The sequence below is a fragment of the Nocardia brasiliensis genome (genome assembly GCF_042691675.1).
GTDB lineage: Bacteria > Actinomycetota > Actinomycetes > Mycobacteriales > Mycobacteriaceae > Nocardia > Nocardia brasiliensis_D.
Genome location: NZ_CP170507.1, coordinates 6,691,032 through 6,713,519 on the forward strand (window position 1 = coordinate 6,691,032; position 22,488 = coordinate 6,713,519).

The following is a 22,488-nucleotide window of genomic DNA, read 5'->3' on the forward strand; positions in this document are numbered from 1 at the left end:
GTTTCCCTCTCTTCGTGGGTCCGGGACATCTGTAGGAGATTTGAGCGGCCGCGAGTGTGACATCATGGCGTTGTGGGGCCCGTCACAAGGAAGATCGCACCGTCCACCACGCCGATGGAAGCAGCGTCCGCGGAGTTCGACACGCATCGTGACTTGCTCTATGCCCTTGTCTACAACGTCCTGGGCTCCGTCGCCGACACCGAAGACGTGTTGCAGGAGACCTGGCTGGCGTGGGCGGCGGCGCCGGGGCGGGCCGAGGTCGCGAATCCGCGGGCCTACCTGGTCCGGATCGCGATCAACGACGCGCTGGCCCGGCTGGCCAGACTGCGCCGCGACCGGTCCATCTACCCCGGGCCATGGCTGCCCGATCCGATGCTCACCGAGGCCGACGCGTCGGAGCAGGCGTTGCGATCGGAGTCGGTGTCGCTGGCGATGATGGTTGTCCTGGAGACGTTGACGCCGCTGGAGCGCGCCGTTTTCGTGCTGAAGGACGCCTTCGGCTACAGCCATCCCGAAATCGCCGACCTCATCGGGCGCACCCCGGTCTCGGTCCGCCAGGTGGCGCACCGGGCCAGGCAGCACGTCCGGCAGCAGCGGGGCCGCTACCAGGTGGATCGGGAAACCTGGCGCGCGGTCACCGAACGATTTCTCACCGCGGCCATCGGCGGTGACCTCAATGCCCTCCTGGAAGTACTGGCCCCCGATGTGGCGATGTGGACCGATGGCGGCGGATTGCCCGGCACGGCCCGCCGGGTGATCACCGGCCGGGACAAGGTGATTCGGTTGCTCAACGCGGTCACCGGCCTGGCCGACGGACTCGACGCCGCCTTCGTCGAGGTCAACGGCGGGCCCGCCGCCGTGCTCTATCGGGGTGCCGCGCCCTATGCCGTGGTCGTGCTCGACATCCGGCCGGAAGACGGGTTCGTCCGGGCCATCTACAACATCGTCAGCCCGGACAAACTCCGCGGGGTGGCCGCTACCCGGCCGGGACGACCGCAGGCCGCACCGGTGTGCGTACCGGAGTATCCGGTACCGGCGGGCGATTGAACTGCCACGGATTCGCGCCCTCGCGCCGGATCTGCCGGTACAGCATGGTCATGTAGCAGAAGTCGAGAATCGACACCGTCGCGAAGAGGAAGAGCAGCAGTCGCCGTTCCGGGAAGACGATGATGGTGTTGAGCGCGCCGAGCGCGGTTCCCGCCCATTTGAACAGCGCGATGTACATCGACTGCCCGGCCGAGGAGCCGCGGCTGCGCAGCATGAGAATGAAGCTCGTGCTGAGCAAGATATTCAGTCCGGCACCGTCATACAGACCGATCGGGTCCTTGAACTCGTAGGTCATCAACAGGGTCAGCGCCGCCGCATAGGCAATGATGGCGGCGACCATGCCACGGAACGCCCGCCGAGACATCGACGGGAAGTCCCTGTTGCCCCATTTGAGCACCTGATACAGGATGAGGATATCGACCAGCGCCCAGGCCAAATAGAATGGTCGCAGTTCGGCATCCTGTTGGATGACCAGCGAATGCATGAATTCCCAGGCGATATTCGCGCAGACGAAGGCCGCCGGTATACCGACCCGCTTGTCCACGAAGCCGCGATGGATCGCCAGCCCGTAGGCGATGAGCCAGCACACCGCGAGTCCGGTGACGATGGAATAGAACCCGATGCTGTGGAAGTCCCGCGGTGGCAACACCACGGGAGCGACGGTCGGAAGATCGATGAGGTAGGGCGGAAACCACACGAGAGCCAGCCTTTCTGTGACAGATCCAGCGTTTATCAGATCCAGTTACCGCTGCCGATGCCCGCGGCGGTGCCGACGAGTCGCGCGCGCAGCTCGGCCCGCTGGACTTTCCAGGTGCCGGTGCGCGGGACCTGGTCCCATGGCACCACTCGCGGCTGTTGCATGGCGGGCAGCCCGTGCGTCGCCGCGGCCCATTCGGCGGGCTCGAGTCGGTCGTCACGCATGCAGACCACCGGCAGCGGCAGATTCCCGGGAATCGCCAGCACCACGATTTCCGTCGCATTCGCCAATCGATCCAGCAGCGTGCTTTCCAATTCGATACAGCTCATGCCGGGAATCATGTCGACTTCGCGGTCGACCATTCGATATCGTCCGAATCCGAGGGATACCGCCATGTCACCGCTGTTCCACCAGTTGCCGTCGACCTTCGATCGGTGCCGCTCGTCTTCCCCTAAATAGGTGAGGCACCGGCCCTTCGCGGAGATCATCAGCAAACCCGGCGTGCCGTGCGGCACCTTTTGTCCCGTCACCGGATCGACGACGCGGGCGCGGACCATCGGCGGGAATCCGACCGTGGTCAGATCCGAGCGTTCCCGTCGGCGGCCGTTGACCATCGGCCGGGTGACGATCCCGCCGACCATCGCGTGAATCTCCGACTGCGCCAGCGCCCAGGCCCATACCGGGAACCTGCGCTGCGACGCGTTGAGGAACTTGCGCACCGTTCGGGTGTGCACCGCGTCGAAAGTGCTGGTGAACAGCCGCGTTCGGGCGAAAAGCTCCGGCTGCCGGTCGGCCAGCTCCTCCCAGAGCTGAAAGACATTCGGCAACGTTTCCACGTGCGTGGGACGAAAAGCCGCCAATGCCTTCGCCACCTCGGTGGGTGCCGGATCCGAGAGCGCCACCATGGCGCGCGGGCCGACCGCGAGTTGCGAGGCGGTCCACAGGAACGCCCGGATGTGGAAGAAGGGAATGGCGGCGGCGACGATATCGTCGCGCCGAGATGTCATGAACGGCAACGGGAATCGTTCCAGCCGCGGCGGCAGCGAATGGATCGCGGTATCGGCGCTGTGCACGACGAATTTCGGCACGCCGGTGGTGCCGGAGGTGTGCGTCACGATCATCGGCTCGGCATTGGCGGTCGGCCGCGCGGACACCGCCGCCGCACCGCGGAATTCGTCGAGCGGCACCGCGTTGTCCGGCAGATCATCGCGGGGTTCGCCCACGGTGACGATCGGGGTCTCGGCAGGTGCGAGCTCGACCGAGGACGCAACCGCGGCGGCCAGCAGGGTCGTTCCGGCGATCACCAGCCGCGGCGCCGCCTTGGCGATCATCACCGGCAGCAGCGGCAGCGGCACGAACGGTGAGATCAGCACCGGCAGCGCACCGATCCGCGCCGCGCCCGCGGCAACCAGCACGCTGTCGAAATGGTTGTCCTTGACGATGACGACCTTGTCGCCGTGCCGCGCGCCCGCCGCGTACAACGCACTCGCAAGGTCACGCACGGTCGCCGCCAACGTATTCGCGTCGAACGCGGTGCCGAGATCCGGCGCGATATCGGCGGGCCGATCGACATGCACGATGGTTTGTCCGGCTCGGTCCGCATGCCAGTCGAACAGCAGACCGATATTGATGTGTGAGTATTTGAGCCTGGTCATACTCGTCCTCCTATGACGACCATTCGATGAGCGCCAATCCCACCGACATGCCACCGCCGAATCCGATGAGCAGGATCAGGTCGCCGGTGCGTAGCGCACCGCCGGCCGCGGCCCGATCGAGCGTGATGGGAATGGATGCGGCGCCGGTGTTGCCGTACTCGCCGACCGTGCGGTGCACGTGCGCGGTGTGCAGACCCAATTCGGGAATGGTGTCGTCCAGCATCACGCCGTTCGCCTGGTGCGGCACGACATGTCCGATCTCGTGCGGCGACACATTGCAGTCGTAGAGGAATTGCTTGACCAGCTCCGGCAGGGTCGTCTCCACGAATTCGCGGACACCGCGGCCGTCCATGGTGAAGTGCTGCAATCCGGCGGCGTGGGTGTGCGGCGAAGACGGCAGCCGAGATCCACCGGCAGGCACCGAAATCAGTTCCGACAGCTGCCCGAAGGTGTGCAGCCGGCACTCGCGGATGCCCCCGCCGGACACCGGACCGAGCACGACGGCACCGGCGCCGTCGCCGAACAGGACGACGGTCTTGCGATCGCGCGGATCGAGAATGCGCGAATACACGTCCGCCCCGATCACCAGTCCGTATCCGCCCGAGGCACGGACGAGCGGATGCGCGACCGCCGACGCGAAGACGAAGCCGCTGCACACGGCGTTGATATCGAAGGCCGCCGCGTTCGCGCCCAACAGGTGTTGCACGTAGGCCGCGGTCGGTGGCTGCGGACGATCGGGGGTCGAGGTCGCTACCACGATGGTGGACAGATCGGCCGCCGTGATCCCGGCGGCCGCGAGTGCCCTGCGCCCGGCCTCGGCGGCCAGATCGGAGGTCGCTTGCTCCGGGTCCGCCCAGCGGCGTTCCCGGATGGTCGTCTTGCGGCGGATCCAGGCATCGTCGACGCCCGCGGCGGCAGCCACCGTGGTATTCGTGACGATGCGGTCCGGGACGTAGGCCCCGGTCCCGAGCACCCCGATCCGCGGCATGGGTTCGACCGCCGTCATCTCCGCGGCATCCTCGGCTCATAGATCCGTTTGTGCCCGGATACCGCGGCGAGCCGGTACGGGCCGGAACCCTCCTCGGGGAGCTCGTAGTCACCGCCGTCGACCGGAATGGTCCGCTCGTGCAGGGCGCGGTAGTGCGCGTAGTCGATCGGCGTGCGACGCTCGATCGCCCTGCGGTGCGCGGCGGTCCGCAGATGCGCGCCGTAGCCGGGCACCACCGTCGCGCCGAAGAATTCGGCCACGCTGCCGGACCCGTAGCTGAACAGCGCGATGTGCTGGTCGGCCAGATCACGGCTGTGGTCGAGCAGCGACGCCAATCCGAGGTAGAGCGAGGCGGTGTAGCTGTTGCCGATCGACCGGTTGTAGATGGTGGTGTTGTGCACGGCCCCGAGAATTTCGTGGGCGGCGCCGTCCAGATTCGAGCATTCGGCCAGATGCCGATGCGCCTTCGACGCCATTTTCGTGAACGGCTGGTGATAGCAGAACGCGGCGAATTCGGCGGCCGGGCGGCCACCTTGCTCGACGTAGTCCTTCCAGGCACCTTCCACCGCTTGCAGATACGCGGTGATCGACGTTTTGCCGTCGACCAGCGCGGTGGACCGGTAGTTCGGCCGCCAGAAGTCCATGATGTCGGCGGCGAACAAACCCGATGGCGACTCGATCCGCAGGATCGCGGGATCGGCGGCGACCAGCATTGCCGCGGCGGCCGCCCCCTGGGTCGCCTCGCCGGGCGAACCGAGCTCGTATTTGGCGATATCGGTCGCGATCACCAGGACCCGCTGCGAGGGCTCCCGGTGCACCAGCGCCGCCGCGAATTGTAGCGCCGCGGTCGCGCCGTAGCAGGCCTGCTTCAACTCGACGACCCGGGCCGAAGACGGCAGGCCGAGCAGCGAATGCACGTAGACGCCAGCTGATTTGGCTTGGTCGACGCCCGTTTCGGTGGCGAGCAACACGGTGCGGATATCGGCCGCGCCGTGCCGGTCGACAATCGGTTTGGCCGCCTCCGCCGCCATGGTGACGATGTCCTCGTCGGCAGCGGTGACGCTCATCGAACTCTGCCCGATACCTATGCGGTATTTGTCGAGGTCTACACCGTATTTCCGGGCCAGCTCACTGTGATTCATCTGGTAATGCGATGTCGCGAAGGACAAGTCGTGGATACCGACCGCGCGAGTGTGATTCATCATTTGCTCCATCAGTGTCGAACTGCGGGCTCACGTTCGAACTGCACGTGCGCCCGCATGAGTTCACCGGGGTTCGTCTGCGCCGCCAGCAGCGACAGTTCGCCGCACAGCACGGTCGCGGCGGCGATCACCGCGAGCCGACGGGCGCCGGCGCCCGTTTCCGGTCCGGGCCGGCAACCCAGCCGCCCGAGGTTGTCGTCGACGAAGTCGAGTCCCTTTCCGTTGCCGATGCTGCCGACGATGAGATTGGGCAGGGTGCAGGAGAAATAGAGGTCGCCGTCGCGATCCTCGGCATAGGTGATCCCCTGCGACCCTTCGACGATGTTCGCCGCGTCCTGCCCGGTCGCCAGGTAGAACCCGAGCAGCATGTTCGCGTAATGCGCGTTCGCGGAACGGATCCCGCCCGCCAATATCGTGCCGACCATGTTCTTGCGGACATTGAGGTCGGCGATCTTCTTCGCGGTGGTGTGCAGCACGTCCGCGACGATGTGCCGCGGTATCAGCAGCTCGGTGACGACGTTCTTGCCGCGGCCGAGGATTCCGTTGACCGCGGTCGCCTTCTTGTCGGTGCAGTAGTTTCCGGAGATCGAACCGTAGGAAACACCGGGGACGGTTTGCAGAATGTGCGTCATCAGCCGATCGGCGGCCAGCGTCGCCATATTGTGGCCGGACGCGTCGCCGGTGGTGAACTCGAATCGGAGGAAGATCAGGTTCCCGACCTGCTCGTGCCGGACACCGACCAGGTCGGTGAACCGGCTGCCGTCCGCGACGACCCGACGTAGTTCTTCGAACATCGAATCGACTTGTCGCACAGCTGAATGCGCCACTTCGGCGTCGAGGGCTTCGATGAGTATCGAGCGGGTCATCCGCTCGTCGACCAGGACGGCGACGATCCCCGAATCGACCATCATGGAAACCTTCGCCCCGCGCTGTACGGACGGCCACAGTGGGGTCTCGAAGGTGGCGAGCGGAACACTGGTCTCGGTTCGGGCGATATTGCCCGAAATCCTGATCGGCCCAACCCATTTCATCGGAATTTCGGCAGAGGTCAGATATTCGGCCACGAAGTACCCACTTTCCAACTTCGACAATGATCAACATTCGCCCGGCGCGTGACCGAGCTACGACGCTGCCCGGGACACCGAAGCGCGGCGCGTTGCCAGACCGTGCAGGTCTATTTCTCTGGCTTCGCAGAACGAGCGGAGATTTCCGGTGACCAGGACATCGCAGTGCGCGCACTCCGCCGGGGTACGCGCCCCGAGGACGGTCATCACTGCGGCGAGTTGGTCGAGCCAGGTGTTGAGCCGGGCCACCAACGCGGCCGGTCCCTGCTCGACGAGCGTGCCGAGCAATCGCCCCGAGGCGCCGACGGCCGCGGCGCCCAGCGCGAGACTGCGCACGATATCGAGCGGGTGCCGAATTCCACCGGAGGCCAGCACCGGTATATCGGGGATGCGCCCGCAGTCCAGCAGGCACGCGGCCGTCGATTGGCCCCAGCCGTCGAGGAAGGAATAGTCCGCGGTATCGCGGCGGCCGTTCTCGATGATCGCGAAATTGGTGCCGCCGCGCCCGCCGACGTCGGCCGCCGCGACGCCCACCTGACGCAGCGACAGCACGGTCTCACGACTGAGGCCGAACCCGACCTCCTTGACGATCACCGGGATATCGACCGCCGCCGTGATCCGCTCGATCTGCCGGAACCAGGTGGAGAACGACCGATCGCCCTCCGGCATCACGGTTTCCTGGATCACGTTGAGGTGGATCTGCAACGCGTCCGCCCGCAACAGATCAATGGCGCGACGGGCATTGTCGACGGAGGTGGTGGCGTTGATGTTCGCCATGATGAATCCGTCCGGATTCTCCTCGCGCATGACCCGATAGGTATCGGCCACGGATTCGTCGGCCAGGTAGGCGCTCAACGATCCGGTGGCGACGGCGACCCCGGTCTCCCGTGCCGCGATCGCGAGGTCCCGATTGATGCGGCCGGTGCCCGCGCTGCCGCCGGTCATCGCGTTGATGTAAAGCGGTGCCCGCCAGTGGATTCCACCGAAGGTCGTATTCAGCGAGACGTCCGAGCGATCAATCCCGGCCAATGCGTGGTGCACGAACGTCACGTCGTCGAACTCGTTGCTCGCGTCCTTGCCGTGTAACTGCTCGACGGCAAGGCGCACGTGATCATCCTTGCGGTTGCCGATCATCATCGCGGACCTCCTTTTCCACAGCCGGGACACGGATCGAGAGCGGGCGGATGCCTGCCGCACGCCACCGCGCCCGCAGGGTTTCGAGCTGATGGTGTGCGGTGTGGTCGAGAAAGGCGATGCCGCAGTCCCCGCCACCGGCTCCCGACGGCTTGGCCGCCCCACCGACCTGCTCGACCGTGTCGCACAGGGTGGTCATCCGCGGGGTGAAGATGCCGATGCGGGTGATGCCGTCGGCGGTCTGCAGCAGGTCCCGGAATCGGCGAATCTGCCGGAGGAACTCCCGGTTTTCGCCGTCGCGTAGCGCCGCTATGCAGGTGCGCACGCATTCGTCGCTGCGCCACAAGAACGACCGGTAGAAGGAGGCATTGTTCCGGTTGCGCTCGGCCAACCCCGCCACCAATGTGTCGGTGGCGGCGGGTACACCGGTCCAGCCCACCTCGAAGGTGAGATCGGCAGGCGGCTGTAGTCGCTTGATCGAAAATCCAGGCCATTCCGCGTGTATGGTCCGGTCGATACCGAGCCGCTCGGCCATCCCGAGAATGTCGGTCCGATCGGGCGCGCTATAGGCGATCCAGCCGCCCCATACGCTGGCCGCGAGGTCTCCGCCCGACGCGCGCGCGCCGATCCGGGCAGTGGCCAGCATGGCGAGCCGGTAGCGCTGCTCTGGCGTCAGGTCCAGTCCGTAGCAGGCGCCGACGGCCGAAATGGTCGCCACGGTAACGGCGCCACTCGAACCGAGGCCGAATTTCGTGCCGTCCTCGTGGAGCTCACTGGTGATGTCCAGGGTCAACGGGCGAACCGGCAAACCGCGTTCCACGACGAGCCGCTCGACAGTCTCGATCGCGGACACCACATGGTTCAATCGCGGCGCAGGCCCCGAATCGTCCACGCACGGAACAAGTCGCGCATCCACTCGGACGAATTCGACTGTGCCCGAAAACAAATCGGACGTGACCGCGACCCGCCCGGCCAGCTCGCCCGGTGACACCGTGACCGACACCCGCCGGTCCACTGCGACCAGGATCGCCAAGCGTCCCGGCTCCACCACCGCGTACTCACCGACCACGAACAGCTTCCCCGGGGCGCTACAGGTGATCATCGCGCAGCTCCGTCGAGCAGCCGGGCGCCGGGACCGGGACGCGCGGTGACCACCGAGCGGGTGTCGCTGAGCGAACGCAATGCGTCGGCCACTCGATCGGCGTGCCCGCCTCCGCAGAGGACCTTCACATTCGGGCCCGCGTCCATCGTGGCGAAGGCGCCGATACCGGTCCGGCGTAATTGCCCGACGCAGTCGAGTACCCGTAGTGACGCCGGGGACAGATAGCGGACCGCGGGCCGTGCCGCCAGCATTGTCGCGTGCATGCCGAGGGCGTTGCGTTCGGCTATTTCACCGACCGCCTCTAGATCGCCGCGGGTGATCGCCGCGCGCATATCGGCCAGGTCCTGGTGACTGGACTCCGCCCATGGCGCGTAGAGCGGCGAAGTCTCGATGGTGCGGCGCATCGCCGCGCGACTCGATATCTCCTTCGGCGCGGCATCGACGACGGCGACCACCAGGGCGAGGTCGAGCGCACCGGCGTCGATCGGGTCGGCGTAGGAGCTCAGGTCACCCTCTTCGCCGATTCCGGTACCGGCGTGCCACAAAGCGAAGCCGCCGAAGATGGATCGGCAGGCCGAACCCGACCCACGCCGCGCCAGCCTGGACAGGCCGGTGGGGTTCAGGTCGAGCCCGTACGCGGCCGCGGCCGCCATGGCCAGCGCGGCGAATCCGCTCGCCGAGGACGCCAGTCCCGCTCCGGTCGGCACGGTATTCGTCGTATCGACACGCAGATACTCCGCCCGCCCCGACATCCGCCGCACCAGGTCGAGGAAGGTCCGGATCCTGGTCAGCATTTCGCCGGTCGCCGGTGCGCTGTTGACGGTCACCTGGTCGCGGTCGAGCGCGGTGTCCAAGCGGACCGTCGTTGTCGTCGGATAGATATCCAAGGTCACCGACAGGCTGTCGGTATGCGGCAGGATGTATTCCTCATCGCGTTTGCCCCAGTATTTGACCAACGCGATATTCGGGTGCGCGATCGCGGTCACCGCCGAATCGACGGTCATGTGTGCTCCTTCGTCCGTCGGACAGGTCAGTTCGCGAAACGTCCGGTAGGCACGGACCAGGACGCGGTGGCGCCGGCCGCGCGCAACGCCGCCGTCGCGCGTTCGGCGTGTTCCGGACTGCCCGCCAGCACGACAACGCAGCCGCCCAGTCCCCCACCGCTGAGCTTGCCGCCGAGGCATCCGGCGTCGAGTGCCGCGGCGACCAACCGGTCCAGATCGGCTGTGCTGAGCCCGAATTCGCCGAGCAACTCGTGATTCTCGGTCAGCCGACGACCGAGCTCGCCGGCCCGGCCGAGGGTGAGATCCTCCACGGCGCTGGCCGTGATCACCGACGAGCGCCGCAGAAATCGAGTACGGGACGCGGGGTCCGCCTCGAACCGAGCACGCAGCATGTCCACCGCTGCCTTGGTCTCGCCGGGCACGCCGCTGTCGGCGATGACGAAAACACCGTCCAGCCCGACGCTCAGTTCCTTGGTCACCCCGCTCTGGAACCAGATCGGGACCGGCGAGCCGGTGGCCACGGTGTCGACCCCGCTCGGCGAGCCGTGAGCCACCCGCTCCGCGGTCTGCACCAAGTCGAAGACGGTGTCCGCGTCGACATTTCGGTCGAACAGGGACGCGAGGGCGAGCACCACCGCGCGTCCACAGGCGGCGCTCGACCCCAGTCCACGGCCCGGCGGGATCGCGCAATCGACACTCAGGTCGATGCCGCATGCCGGGATTCCGCTGGTGCGGAAGAACGCGGCGACCAGATCGTGCAATCCGGAATCCGCTTCTCGCGAACGGTCCCACAGTCGAGCGGCCGCGGGCGTCTCGTCCACTCGCCTGCCCGCGGTATTCGACTGGCCCGGTGCGACATTCACCAGACTCACCTGACCGCCCGGCCCGCCGGACCGCCGTGCCCACACGGTCACCGGCACCTGACGCATCGGAATCGCCACTGCCGGAGCGCCGTAGACGACCGCATGCTCACCGCACAGAATCGATTTGGCGTGTGCGCGCCCCTCACCTACTACGGAAGCATTCACTTGACTTCTCCGGTTGCGGGTCAGAATTCACTGATCTGTTCGGCGACCTTGATTCCCACGTGCCTGCCCGGCTCCACGATGTGCCCGAGGAGTTTGGTGCCGGGCCGGACATCGGTCAGGTTGAGCGGCTTGCCTTCCGCGCTCATCACCCGCACGTGCCAATCGTCTTGCAGGAACACATTGACCTCGACGTCACCGTGCCGTGCCGCGATCAGCCGCAGCGGTCGCAGTTCGACCTTCACCCGGCCGACCGACACTTCGCGGAAACGACCGTTCGCCGACACCGCGTGCGAGCGCTCGCCCGCGGCGAGGTCGGTGATGTACGCGGTCCGCTCGGTGCCGAAGACGTAGGAGTGCACCGCACCGGCATTCACCCGGAACGGCCGCAGGTTCATGTAGGGCAGATAGTGCACCTCCGCGCACACCAGAATGCCGCCCGCCGAGGTCGAGCCGACGATCATGCCCTCGTCCTCACCGAAAAGGGTGGTGGTGTCGATACATCCGCGGTAGCCCATGCCGACCGGCTCGGCGCGGTACACCTCCAGCGGGACCAGTTCCTTGCGGTCCTCCCGGCCGGCTCGCAGCGCTTGCGCCACTCGGTCCAGATCGCTCAGATGATCGGCTCGCACCACGAGACCGGCCGGGCCGCTCTCCAGCACGCCTGCGACACTCACCGCTTCCGCGCTGGACAGCAACTCCTTGAACACCTTTGTCGTGGTGCCCTGCGCGCTCGCCAGCAATAGTTCGAGCGGAATGTTGGTCTCGTCGACGAAGGCCGCGATCACCACGTCCACCTTGCCGCTCATCTCGGCGGCGAGGTTCATGCCCGCGGCATCGGCGATCTCGCAGCGCACGCCGAGCGGACGGCCCAGTGCGGCGGCGCGGACGCCGTCGAGTTCGGCGGGCGACTCGGCGATCAGCACACCGACCCGCTGGTCATCGAGCAGCGCCAGCTCGGATGCGTTGCCGACCACAGCGATCCGGATTCGCTCCAGCGGCTCCCAGTCGGCCAACTGCGCCTGGCGCAGCACCAGCGTGGTGATCTCGGAATTTCGCGCGTGGGCCAGTGCGGCCGGGGTGTCGGCGGTGGAAAGGCCGCTGACGTCTGCCCAGAGTTCCGTCGTCATCTCGTTCATCACTTTCTTCCCATCGCCGCGTACTCCGGGAGGACGGTGGCGTCCGCTCCGTGCACGATTGATTTCAATTGCGCGGTAGCTCGTTCGGGATCCGCGCTGCCGAATACCTGCCTGCCGACACAGAATCCGGCCAGACCCGCACCCATCGCGTTCTTGGCCGAGCTCAGGAACTCGTCCCACGGCACGTCCAGCTGTCCGCCCGCGATCACGACCGGAACATCGACCTGGGACGCCAGCTCGGCGAGGTGCTCGTCGCCCGGATGTGCCGCCTTCACGATGTCGGCGCCCAGTTCCGCGGCGACGCGGGCGGCGTGGATGACCGAACGGCCGCGATCCCGATCGGCGGTAAGGACGTAGGTCATGGTCAGCAGCGGCAGCCCGAGCGCATCGCAAGACTTCGCGACGCGGGACAGGTCGGCGAGCGCGGCCCGGTCTTCTACCGAACCGGCGCCGAGGGTGATGTGTACCGACACCGCGTCGGCGCCGAGCGCCACCGCCGTCTCCGGATCGCACACTCTGGTCTTGAGCTCGGGGTGCGCACTGAGTGCGGTGCTGCCCGAAAGATGAACGATCAGCGCCGTTTCGCGCTGCACCGGCATCTCCCGGGTCGCCGAACCGCGGTGCGCGACGACGCCGTCGGCGCCGCCGCGCACGACGGCGCGCAGCACCGAGCCCATGTCGGACAACCCACCGGTGGTGCCCGTGGTGAGCGAGTGATCGACGGCGATCAAGAAGGTCTTACCGTCTGCCCCGAACAACCGCCGCATCCGGCGGTGCTTTCCATTGCTCACTTTTCCTCCCTAACTGGGTGAATTACGTCTACGCGCCGCGATCAGGCGGTGACGAACAGGTAGAACGTGGGAATACCGACGCCGAGAAAGCCCAGGTTGTAGGCGATCATGCCCAGCCGCCGGGCCTGCAACCATTGCCTGCGGAGCGGGCCCACATACAGCTGACTCACATGCAACGCGGTCGCGGGCAGCATCGTGAGCAAGGTCCACCACGGAAATCCGGTGCCTGCCACCAGCCAGACCGTCGCCGCCACGGATCCGATCACCAGCAAGACCATGGTGGTGGCGATCGTCGCGTCACTCGCCACGGTCGCCATGGTCTTCCGGCCGACGCGGCGGTCGCCGGTGATGTCGTTGACGTTGGAGTAGCTGCTCACCATGACCATCCACAGTCCGAGCAGCACGCCCTGCAGGACGGCAGCGCTGGTCCACTCCTGTGCCACGGCGAGGAAGGGTGCGTACAGACCGCACGCGGTCGCCGCGAAGAGCAGTAGTTCGCCACCGCCCTGGTAATAACTGACACGTAGCCCTGCCGAATATTGCAGGCTGAGTATCAGTCCAGCTGAATACAGGACATATGCTGCCAGCGGCGCATGCCAATCCAGCGCCCAGAATGCGGCTATCCCGGCTAGAACAGCAACCGCGATTGCTGCCACCACGAATACTATGGCCTGACTTTCGGAAATCACGCCACTCAGCAGCGGCTTCCGACGTATGTCTCTCTTGGTTTCGCCGTGCTGATAGTTTATCGCGTCGCTGCCGTTGCGGAATCCGACGATATCGTCGAGAGCGCACGTGGCCGCAACTATTCCGATCGAACCGATCAAAAACGCGATCATGGCCAGAGTTGCGCCAGGACGGTCGCGCGCGCTAGTGCTCGATAACAACCAGGCGAGGGCCCAGCCGAAATAATGCTGAAAGACCGCTACCTTGGACAGTCGTACGAATCCGAGAACTGTTTCACGGACGGAGTGTCCGCCACTCGCTGGACGTACGGCGGCGACCGATACATCCGACATGTCGATCACCCCGAATCATTTGTTGCGGTAGACAACCGCATGCGCCATATCGACCAGTTCGTCGGACCAGTTCGGCTCCAGTGGCAGGTCGGAAATCGCCGTACAGCCTTTGTCGACCAGTTGGGCGATATGCGTTTCCACCTCGTCCCGAATACCGGAGTCGAGCAGGAGCTCGCCCAATCGCGCCGAACTCGCGGACGGGCTCGTCACCAGCTCGCGCACCGCGGGATCACGCTGCATCGCCAGCGACACCAGCAAAGTCATCTTGTGCTGTTCGACATCGAGGCCCGCGGGCTTGCCGGTGGTCTCGGTGTCGCTGAAGATGTCGAGCAGGTCGTCGCGGAGCTGGAAGGCCTCGCCGATGGCGACGCCATAGGTACGGAAGGCGGCGGCCAACTCGGGCCGTCCCGCGATGATCGCGCCGATCACCAGCGGACGGTGAATGGTGTAGTGCCCCGACTTGACCACCGCGATCTGCCTGGACAGTTCCGGGTCGCAAGCGAACTCGGCCGCGGCAATGACATCGAGATGCTGACCGATGATCAGCTCGGCACGTAGTTCACCCCAGGCCCGGTTCACCGTCGGCGCCGCCGCGGCCATGAAATCGTCGGCATAGATGAGCGCGAGATCGCCGGCCAGGATCGCCACACTTTCCCCGTACCGGCGCGACTCCCCTTGCCAGTGGTTGTCACGATGCACAGCGGCATGTTCGGCGTGCACGGTCGGCGCACCGCGCCTGCGCACCGACGCGTCCATCACGTCATCATGAATCAGTGCGCAGGTATGCAACATCTCCAGCGCTATTGCCGCGGAAATGATCGCGGGGTCTTCGGGTTCACCACCCGCGGCCAGATAACCACTGACGCAGAATGCGGGCCTAATACGCTTACCGCCGGCCCGGATGAGGTCCGCTATTGCATCGACCGGTATCGCCGCGTTGGCGCCGAGCGCGGACCAGCGGTCGTGCTCATTGACCAGGAATTTATCAATTACTTGTTCCGCCTGCTCCAGTATCCGAGTTCGGGTCTGCCGCACCGAATCGCGCGAGCTTGTCATGTGAACGGTCACCATGTCACCCATATCCACTTAGACGGGATGGCCGCCTGATAATGAGATGCACTATTCCCCGGCTACATCATCCGCGCACGGCACGGAAGCCCCGGAAAACTGGGGCAGCCACTCTTGTAGCTCAGATGGGAAGAAGGATAGTGCGACCTGCACCAGGGCAGCACTGCTGCTCCTCAAGCATGACAGATGGCGGGATCAGAACCCAACACCTTCGGGATGTGACCCCCATCACATCGACATCCGAGCCGACATACTTGATATGGTTGTGATCGCGCAGGCTCGTCGGGGAGCGCGCAAATCATCTGCAAACGCTACGGGGGTGACTCGATGGCCGGGGTAGTATTTGATTGCAGTTCGCAACGACATGGCATTAGGAATGCCATGAGTTTGCCAGGATTGAAAATATGCCGGAAATGTTTTGAGACAGCGCGGCGGAATATAGCGTCCGCACCTTCGCTGTATGACGCTTGTCGGCATGCGTTACTGCCTGCGCCCCGGGCGGCATTGCCGGAGCGGATCCGGGGTGGTCGAGACAACGATCTCCCGCTACGGGAGTCCGCGCTGGAGGCGCGGCTGCAGCTTCAGAGTGTATTGGCATCGTGGGCCGACCTGGTAGTGGACGAGCGCTCACTGCTTGCCCGGCCGGAGCGAACCATCCAGAACCTCGCGCACTTCATCGGCAACCACCTGATCTGGCTCGCCGGGCACTTCGCGGGCGCCGATTTCGCCGATGAGCTGGACGAGGCCGTGCTGGCCGGGCAGCGGGCGGTCGACTTCGTGGCGGCCAACGTCAAGCGCAACACCCGGCAGTGCCCGGTCGCCGAGTGCACCGGCACGCTGAGCGTGCAACTCGACGGCAACGACAGTGCGGGTCGCCCGGAGATACTGTGCACAGCGGGCCACCGACTCAGCGTCGACGAATCGGTGGTGCTGGAGCAGCGCGGTCGAGCCGCGGATCGGCCGACCCGCCCGCCGCGCACCGTCACCACGCACGTTGCCGCGCTCACTGTCGGCGTCTCCGAAGACACCATCCGCCAATGGGTTCGGCGCGGCAAGATCACCCGCTACGGCACACCCCAACGCGCGGAGTTCGACGTCGCCGAACTGCTCCAGGTCGCTCAGGGACGGCGCAAGCGCGGGCAGAATCACGATCGAGAAACCGGTGCTGCTTGACGATTTCGGCAGCGGGTGCGGCGGGTTATCGATGCCGGGCGGGCGTCGAACCCGGTCGGACGGCTGCGGAAAATGGAGCTGCCGACCGCGCGGAGCGGATGCTAGTTGCACGCGGTCCAGCCCATCGATCAAAGGCAGTCATCATGGAACGAGCAAGCGCCGCAAGGGTTTCCCGCTAGCGAGTCCGAGGTCGAGCGCGGCACCCGCATCGTAGGCGCCGACACCGAGCTCACCGAAAAGCTCGGCGGCAAAGACCCCTGCCCCTGCGGCTCCGGCCGCCGGTTTCCGCCGCTGCCGCCATGCAACCGGCCGCTCCGACGACACCCTCGGCCACTACTACATCCGCGACTGACCACATACTGGTCCTGCGGACTCGCGGGACCAGTGGTGCGGCAGGCGAACGGGTTCGACCGGATCACGCCGCCGATTTCGCGGCGCTAGTCGCCGAGCGGGTTCAGCAGGTCGGCCTTGCCCTCGAAGGCGAACAGCATCAGATCGGTCATCCGGAAGGTGTTCGAGTCGGGCCCGAACATGGGCCGCCAAGCCGGTTCTCGGACGATCGAGGTGCGGCTGCCCTCGATGGCGCGGTGGAAGACCTCGGCGACGATCCGGCCGCCCACGGCACCGAGCCGTCCGTTGTTGAACTCGGCCTCGCGCAGGATGTAGAACCACAGCGGGGTGGCGGTGGCGACGGTGGCTCGCTGTTCCTCGGTGAGCGCATCGAGCCCGGCGCCGTAGTACCCCTGCAGGATCTGCTCGCTGGTCAATGGTTCCACCCCGAAGAACTCCGCCATCTGCTGACCGCTGGCCAGCCGCACCATGTGCGCCCTGGTGAGGTTGCGGTACGCGAGATTGCGCTGGATATCGGTGATCGTGGTGCCGCGCCCACTGAACGTGCCCGCGGGCAACTGGGTCAACGGATTGACCAGCAGGGTGTCGATTCGCTTCGTCACATTGCCGCCCCCGGACACGACCGGGGCTGTCAGGTCGGGGCGGTCGGCCTCGGTGAAGTCGTAGAGCCTGCGGAAGTCGGCGATCCAGTTGGTCGGCAAGGTGATTACGGTTCCGGAGTTCGGATTGTCCAGGTCGGGAATCTGGGAACCGCTCTGGAAATTACCGCTGACGCCACTGAAGGTGAACAACAGCAGCAGGCTGGCGTTCGGGCCGGGGCCGATGCTGTTGAACACCCGGTTCCACTCGTACCCGGCGCGAATCATGCTGTGTCCGACCCGATATGCCGCGACCGCGAACTCGATCGGCATGGTCGGCCGCAGGCCGTGCCCCGCGTACCCCTGGCCGGGCGCCTCGAAGTACCGGCGGCCGTGCTGGAACACGTCGGTGACGATCGCCGGGTCGACGATGCGGGGCAGGAAGTCGGTGACCAACATCCACTGGTAGTGCCGGACCACCAGATCCCGGGCGGTTCTGAACAGCCGTCGCGCGCCCTTCAAAGCGAGTTCGGCCACCACCCTGTTGTGAAATCGGATGAATGCCAGGTGGGTTTGTGCGACGGCGAGGTTCTCGTCGTTGCGGGTGTCCGGGATCAGCGGGCGCCGCCGGTCCGCGACCGTTCCGCCGGTGCCGCCCAGCCTCGGCAGGTCGAAACCCTCCATTTCGACGTTCACCCGCTCGTCGGGGAAATTCGTCGGGGAGGTGGTGCCCACCTTGAGCGTCACGCCGTCCTCGGCGTAGAAGACCCGGTCGTTCGGGTCCATCGGGCCCCTGCCGTACAGCGAGTCCAGATCGAGAGCGGGCGACCGGCCCTGCATCAGCTCGTCCAGGGTGACGTCTTCGCCGAGCTGCGCCTCGGTCCGGTCCATCGTCAGGTCGTGGTCGACGAACTGGCCGAGGTAGGTGAACCCCGCCGGGATGGTCGGCTGCGCCGAATCCTGTTGGGGCACTTCTGCGGTCATCGCGGCGGCGAGGGCCGCCCGGGTCGCCTCGTCGGTCGGTACGCCGACCGGACCGAGCCGGGAAAAGCGGAACCGGCGCAGTTCCTCGATGGTCAAGGGCTGCCGTGCCGTCGGACTACCGTCGCTATCGAACTCGAGCACTCCCTCGCCGACTACGAAGAAGCTGTCACTGCCGTGCCGTTTCATATGAACCTCCGGATGGTTCGAAAAGTGTCTCCGGACGAATGCCGGCATGGCAGTCGCCCCCCGTGTACAGAAATGTCCCCCACTGGAATGACGCGGTATCGAGAGTCCGCGACAATCGGCCGACCTGACAAGGTCAAGTAGGGCAACCGACAGCGGCTGATGAACCGCTGGTCAATGCCGCGACGAGCCCGGCAAGTAGTCCGGCTGCGCACTCCGCCGACCAGGTCGTACTATTGCCCCCGACCGGTACAACAGAAAGATCAACGTCGGCCGCGGCCGGGTTGGCGCCGGCGAACACCGACCCCGCGATGAACGCCCCGGCGATAATGGGATAAATCGTCTTGCGCACGAATTTTCACCTCCCCCGGCCACCTCGCTGGAACGCCGGCAGGCCTCTCTCGGCTGGCCTCAATGCTATCCGAGCGGCCTTGCCGACCTGAGCCGTCAATTGTCGGGGCAGGATCGGTATGGCCTGGTCTAGGCCACTTCTGACGTCGAGGCATGGCGCAGCGGGGCCCACCGCGGCGCAGGCCGCCGGGCCCGGCGGCCCCACTCGCGTCTCCTTCACTCGTTCTCGCCGCACGGCACCTTGTTTCGTGCTAATTTCTTAGCGTGTCTAATATCAGTCGCCGCAACCCGCTCATGTCGGTGGCCGCTTTGGGACTTATCGCGGCGCTCACCGCAACAGCCTGTAACTCCGATTCCTCGTCCAAGGACGATTCGAAATCCCCGTCCAGTTCCGTAAGCGTTTCGGCACAGGACAATACGAAACTCTTCCACGAAATATATAAAGAGTTGGTGGAAACGGATACCACGCACTCCACCGGCAGCACGACGGTGGCCGCGAATGCGGTCAAGAAACGCTTGCTCGATGCGGGCTTCGCCGATTCCGATATTCAAATCTTCGAGCCGGTCGAACGCAAGGGAAATCTGGTGCTCCGGTTCACCGGTTCGGGGCAGCGCAAACCCTTACTACTCTTGGGCCATCTCGATGTCGTCGAGGCCAAACGAGAGGACGGGTGGACCACCGACCCGAAGAAGCTCACCGAAGTGGACGGCTTCTACGCCGCCCGCGGTTCGATCGATGACAAAGCGATGGTGTCCGCCCTCGTCTCCGGACTGATCCAGCTGAAGCGCGAAGGCTTCAAGCCCAACCGCGACATCGTGCTCGCCCTGACCGCCGACGAAGAGGCCGGGAAGGACAACGGCGCGAAGTGGTTGATGGAGAACAAGCTCGACCTGATGAACGCCGAATACGGGCTCAATGAGGGCGGACGGGCAGTTCTGGTCGACGGAAAGCCCGCCCTGCAAGGTGTGCAGGTGGCCGAAAAGACCTACGCCATCTTTCAACTGGAGGCCAAGGCGCCCGGTGGGCACAGTTCGGTGCCGACGCCGGAGAACGCCATCTACACGCTCACGTCCGCGTTGAATCGCCTGGCCGCACATCGGTTCCCGGCGTCGCTGAGCGATCCCACCCGCGACAATTTCGGCGCGCTGGCCGCCTCGCGCAGCGGACAGGAAGCCGAAGACATGCGCGCGGTCGCCGCGGGCAATCCGAGTCCCGAAGCCTTGGATCGGCTTTCGGCAGTGCCCGAGTACAACGCCCAACTGCGGACCACCTGTGTGACCACCATGCTGAATGCGGGCGAAGCCGAAAACGCTTTGCCGCAGACGGCGAAGGCGACGGTCAACTGCCGAATTCTCCCCCAGGACAAACCGGAGGACATCGAAAAGCAGTTCCTGGCGGCGCTCGCCGCGGACGGCAAGCTGACCGTCACACCCAAAGTGGATCCGGCAGGCGGCATCTCGCCCGTCAACGGCGATGTCATGGCTGCCATCACCACGCTGACGAAGGAGATGTTCCCCACCGCCGCCGTGAGCTCGTTCATGTCCACCGGCGCGACAGACAGCAAATACGCTCGCAGCAAGGGGATTCCGATGTACGGGATCAGCGGCCTGTTCATGCAGTCCGCCGACGCCAATCGCATCCACGGCGTCAATGAACGAGCACCGATCGCCGGACTCGAAGCCAGCCGCGAGTTCCTCTACCGCCTCGTCAAACAACTCGCCCAGTAAGTTCCCCGCTCACCATCCGCCGGCTCATGCACCGAGCCGTCGGATGGTCGGCGACAGGGACACGCTTGTCGGCGCTACTTCGCTTCCTCCAGGAAAGTGGCGATGAGTTTTCGCGCTTTCGGCGATCGGACGATATCGAAATGGTCGGCCCCATCGATCAGTTCGACGGTCGACCCGCGCCAATGCGCATGCAGGTCCTCGGCGTTCGCCGGTGGCACGTAGTCGTCATTCGTCCCGTGGATGATCAGACCCGGCACCTCGATGGCCTTGACGACTTCCGACGGGGAGAACTCGGTCCATACGTTCGCACCGAGACGTCCTTCGATCTGGTCGGCCAGCTCTTGGAGCTGGTCGCTGTCGATCGGGAAGAAGTCGGCCATTTTGTCGACCAGGAATCGCATGGTCGCCGGTGCCGAGATCGAGACGAATGCCTTGGCGCGCAGGCCGTGATCCCATGCGGACAGCGACCACAGGCTGCCGAGGGAATGACCGACCACCGCGTGCAGCTCGGGGAACCGCTCGGCTATCGCGCGGATCACCGCGCGAACCTCGATCGGATCGGTGCTCTCGCCGAGCGCTTCACCGTGCGCGGGCGCGTCGAACAGCACCACCTGATAATTCTGTTCCAGCAGATCACCGGCGATGGCGGTCATACTTCCGAGATTGCTGCGGACGCCGTGCACGTGCAGAACGGTTGGGCCGCTGCCGCTTTGGTAGTACTTGTAGAACTTCCCGTCCACCTTGACGGTGTGCGATTGGCACCGATCGAGGAATTCCTTGGTGGCCGTGTCGTGCGGGAGCTTCGCGATCCGAAACCACTCCTTGACGAGGCGGCTCGTTTCGACGGTACGACTCATGCTGCGGGTCCTTCGCTGTAGAGCGCGTCGAGGTACTCCTTCGCACGGCTCGGCAGGACGTACTCGCCGTCCTTCTCGATCCGGTCGTACAGGCGCTCGACGCGCTCGTAGTGGTCATCGAGGTTCTGATCCAACAAGTGGTATTCGCTCTTGTTGTACACACCGAACTGAAGGTCTGTCATCAATCCGAACGGATTGATGTCATCGGTATGGTTCTTGCCGAACACCATCCGGAGGAACTCGTCGATGTTCTCGTAACCCAGCGTGGCGAGGAGGAATTCGAGCGAAGCCCGCTTGCGCCTGATCTGATAGGCCCGCTCTGCCGGGTCGACGATGAAGTCGAGACCGCTGGTCATCCCCGGCGGGTAGTGCACCCGGTTGAAGCAGCGGAAGTCGATGGTCAGCCGGTCCTTCGGCGAACTCGGCAGGGTTCCGTCGCCATGGGCGCGGTAGTTGTCGAACACCAGCGCGTCGCCGACTCTGGAGTCGCAGTAGTAACCGGGCGAGGGTGTGTCCGCGTACTTCTTCGCCCAGTACTTCGCCATCAGGAAGTCCCGCACGGTGGGCAGGTCGATTTCGGTGACCTTGCCTTCCAGGAAAAGGTAGAGCGCCTTGTCGACCGCGGCCTTCTCGTCCGCGGCCAAGCCGTACTCCAGCATCTTCCCGTAGACGAACTGCAGGTTCGGCGCCTCGACCTCGGCCTCTTCGAAAATCACGAAGGGCTGTCGGTCCAGCGGCGTCGGCGTCACCGCGGTGTGGAAGCTGCGGTACTCGGTGGGGAAACCGAGCTGCTTCTTCACCAGTGACGGAATCTGCAGTGCGATACCGCTGGCCGCGTGCGTGCCGTACGAGCGCTTGTTGGCGGTGACGACGAAGGCGTTGACCACCGCCGTCTCCACCTCGGGAAAGTGCTCGTAGACGATGTCCTGATTCAGGTCGTAGAAGCGCTTCGCCGAGGGGATGAACAGTACGCAGTTCTCGAACATCGTGGACAACGGGAAGTAGTTGCCGATCGACGCTTCCGCGTAGCTCTCCTGAATGATGGCCTGGCAGCGCAATTGCCGCGCCAGATTGTCGGCCAGATCGTCGTCCAGATTCATCTGGACGACCTGAGTCGGCTGTGTCTCGGGATAGAAGCAGCACGGGTTGAGTGCGCGGTTCGGTGGCAGCCGGGCCGCCACGTCCGCGGCGTCCACCGGGTATTTGTCCAGCACGGGCATCAGCTTCTCGGCGTGTGCGGCCGCCGAGGAGTGCAGGAAGGTACCGCTCTTCTGATAGGTGCCCGTCACGGCTGGTTCGGTGGCTGGGCCCTCCTCCAGCGTTTCGTTCATGTCGATCCACTCTCCTA

20 protein-coding genes are annotated in these 22,488 nt (G+C 65.4%); 3 read left to right on the top strand and 17 right to left on the bottom strand.

Features of this window, described 5'->3' with window-relative positions; translation table 11 throughout:
* The first annotated feature begins 72 nt into the window (after window positions 1-72).
* The gene (locus ACFK0J_RS30735; protein WP_378733216.1) at window positions 73-1,047 is read left to right on the top strand and encodes a sigma-70 family RNA polymerase sigma factor; all 975 of its coding nucleotides are present in this window, start codon (window positions 73-75) and stop codon (window positions 1,045-1,047) included.
* On the opposite strand, the gene ACFK0J_RS30740 is transcribed toward ACFK0J_RS30735, so the two are convergent.
* From ACFK0J_RS30740 to ACFK0J_RS30800, 13 genes are read right to left on the bottom strand one after another with little or no spacing between them, the layout of a single operon-like run.
* On the bottom strand, window positions 977-1,744 hold the full coding sequence (locus tag ACFK0J_RS30740) for a hypothetical protein (protein WP_378733217.1): 768 nt from the start codon (window positions 1,742-1,744) through the stop codon (window positions 977-979). The two genes, ACFK0J_RS30735 and ACFK0J_RS30740, sit on opposite strands and share 71 nt — an antisense overlap.
* Before the next feature lie 35 nt (window positions 1,745-1,779).
* Entirely contained in the window at window positions 1,780-3,399 is a 1,620-nt protein-coding gene (locus tag ACFK0J_RS30745) for a class I adenylate-forming enzyme family protein (RefSeq protein ID WP_378733218.1), read from the bottom strand.
* Window positions 3,400-3,409: 10 nt separating this feature from the next.
* Entirely contained in the window at window positions 3,410-4,405 is a 996-nt protein-coding gene (locus ACFK0J_RS30750; RefSeq protein ID WP_378733219.1) for a 3-oxoacyl-ACP synthase III family protein, read from the bottom strand.
* Complete coding sequence (locus tag ACFK0J_RS30755) at window positions 4,402-5,589, bottom strand: hydroxymethylglutaryl-CoA synthase (RefSeq protein WP_378743158.1); 1,188 nt, start codon at window positions 5,587-5,589, stop codon at window positions 4,402-4,404. Before ACFK0J_RS30755 ends, ACFK0J_RS30750 begins: the two co-directional genes overlap by 4 nt.
* An 11-nt stretch (window positions 5,590-5,600) precedes the next feature.
* On the bottom strand, window positions 5,601-6,680 hold the full coding sequence (locus tag ACFK0J_RS30760; RefSeq protein WP_378733220.1) for a hydroxymethylglutaryl-CoA reductase: 1,080 nt from the start codon (window positions 6,678-6,680) through the stop codon (window positions 5,601-5,603).
* A gap of 30 nt (window positions 6,681-6,710) precedes the next feature.
* Window positions 6,711-7,790 carry a type 2 isopentenyl-diphosphate Delta-isomerase gene (gene fni / locus ACFK0J_RS30765; RefSeq protein ID WP_378733222.1) on the bottom strand — a complete coding sequence of 360 codons (1,080 nt, stop codon included), beginning with the start codon at window positions 7,788-7,790 and terminating at the stop codon, window positions 6,711-6,713.
* Entirely contained in the window at window positions 7,765-8,889 is a 1,125-nt protein-coding gene (locus ACFK0J_RS30770; RefSeq protein ID WP_378733223.1) for a phosphomevalonate kinase, read from the bottom strand. Before ACFK0J_RS30770 ends, fni begins: the two co-directional genes overlap by 26 nt.
* On the bottom strand, window positions 8,886-9,893 hold the full coding sequence (gene mvaD, locus ACFK0J_RS30775) for a diphosphomevalonate decarboxylase (RefSeq protein WP_378733224.1): 1,008 nt from the start codon (window positions 9,891-9,893) through the stop codon (window positions 8,886-8,888). Before mvaD ends, ACFK0J_RS30770 begins: the two co-directional genes overlap by 4 nt.
* A 26-nt stretch (window positions 9,894-9,919) precedes the next feature.
* On the bottom strand, window positions 9,920-10,921 hold the full coding sequence (gene mvk, locus ACFK0J_RS30780; protein WP_378733225.1) for a mevalonate kinase: 1,002 nt from the start codon (window positions 10,919-10,921) through the stop codon (window positions 9,920-9,922).
* A 20-nt stretch (window positions 10,922-10,941) separates the two neighbouring features.
* Window positions 10,942-12,057, bottom strand: coding sequence for a 3-dehydroquinate synthase II (locus ACFK0J_RS30785; RefSeq protein ID WP_378733226.1), 1,116 nt, complete (start codon window positions 12,055-12,057; stop codon window positions 10,942-10,944).
* Window positions 12,057-12,848: a hypothetical protein gene (locus ACFK0J_RS30790; protein WP_378733227.1), complete on the bottom strand. Its 792-nt coding sequence runs from the start codon at window positions 12,846-12,848 to the stop codon at window positions 12,057-12,059. Before ACFK0J_RS30790 ends, ACFK0J_RS30785 begins: the two co-directional genes overlap by 1 nt.
* A gap of 41 nt (window positions 12,849-12,889) precedes the next feature.
* Window positions 12,890-13,867 (bottom strand): prenyltransferase, encoded by a 978-nt coding sequence (locus ACFK0J_RS30795; protein ID WP_378743160.1) that lies wholly within the window; start codon window positions 13,865-13,867, stop codon window positions 12,890-12,892.
* A 15-nt stretch (window positions 13,868-13,882) separates the two neighbouring features.
* On the bottom strand, window positions 13,883-14,923 hold the full coding sequence (locus tag ACFK0J_RS30800) for a polyprenyl synthetase family protein (protein ID WP_378733228.1): 1,041 nt from the start codon (window positions 14,921-14,923) through the stop codon (window positions 13,883-13,885).
* A 603-nt stretch (window positions 14,924-15,526) separates the two neighbouring features.
* Between ACFK0J_RS30800 and ACFK0J_RS30805 the strand changes: the two genes are divergently transcribed.
* A complete protein-coding gene (locus tag ACFK0J_RS30805; RefSeq protein ID WP_378733230.1) occupies window positions 15,527-16,108 on the top strand; it encodes a hypothetical protein in 582 nt (193 codons plus the stop codon).
* Window positions 16,109-16,545: 437 nt separating this feature from the next.
* On the opposite strand, the gene ACFK0J_RS30810 is transcribed toward ACFK0J_RS30805, so the two are convergent.
* Complete coding sequence (locus ACFK0J_RS30810; protein ID WP_378733231.1) at window positions 16,546-18,207, bottom strand: heme peroxidase family protein; 1,662 nt, start codon at window positions 18,205-18,207, stop codon at window positions 16,546-16,548.
* A gap of 133 nt (window positions 18,208-18,340) precedes the next feature.
* Window positions 18,341-18,556 (bottom strand): hypothetical protein, encoded by a 216-nt coding sequence (locus ACFK0J_RS30815; protein ID WP_378733232.1) that lies wholly within the window; start codon window positions 18,554-18,556, stop codon window positions 18,341-18,343.
* A 263-nt stretch (window positions 18,557-18,819) separates the two neighbouring features.
* Here ACFK0J_RS30815 and ACFK0J_RS30820 point away from each other — a divergent pair, with 263 nt between their 5' ends.
* A complete protein-coding gene (locus ACFK0J_RS30820; RefSeq protein WP_378733233.1) occupies window positions 18,820-20,283 on the top strand; it encodes a M20/M25/M40 family metallo-hydrolase in 1,464 nt (487 codons plus the stop codon).
* Window positions 20,284-20,357: 74 nt separating this feature from the next.
* Here ACFK0J_RS30820 and ACFK0J_RS30825 read toward each other — a convergent pair whose 3' ends face one another.
* Both ACFK0J_RS30825 and ACFK0J_RS30830 read right to left on the bottom strand, forming a co-directional pair.
* Window positions 20,358-21,140, bottom strand: coding sequence for an alpha/beta fold hydrolase (locus tag ACFK0J_RS30825; RefSeq protein WP_378733234.1), 783 nt, complete (start codon window positions 21,138-21,140; stop codon window positions 20,358-20,360).
* A complete protein-coding gene (locus ACFK0J_RS30830; protein WP_378733235.1) occupies window positions 21,137-22,471 on the bottom strand; it encodes a hypothetical protein in 1,335 nt (444 codons plus the stop codon). The genes ACFK0J_RS30825 and ACFK0J_RS30830 overlap by 4 nt, the downstream gene beginning before the upstream one ends.
* Between the last annotated feature and the right edge of the window lie 17 nt (window positions 22,472-22,488).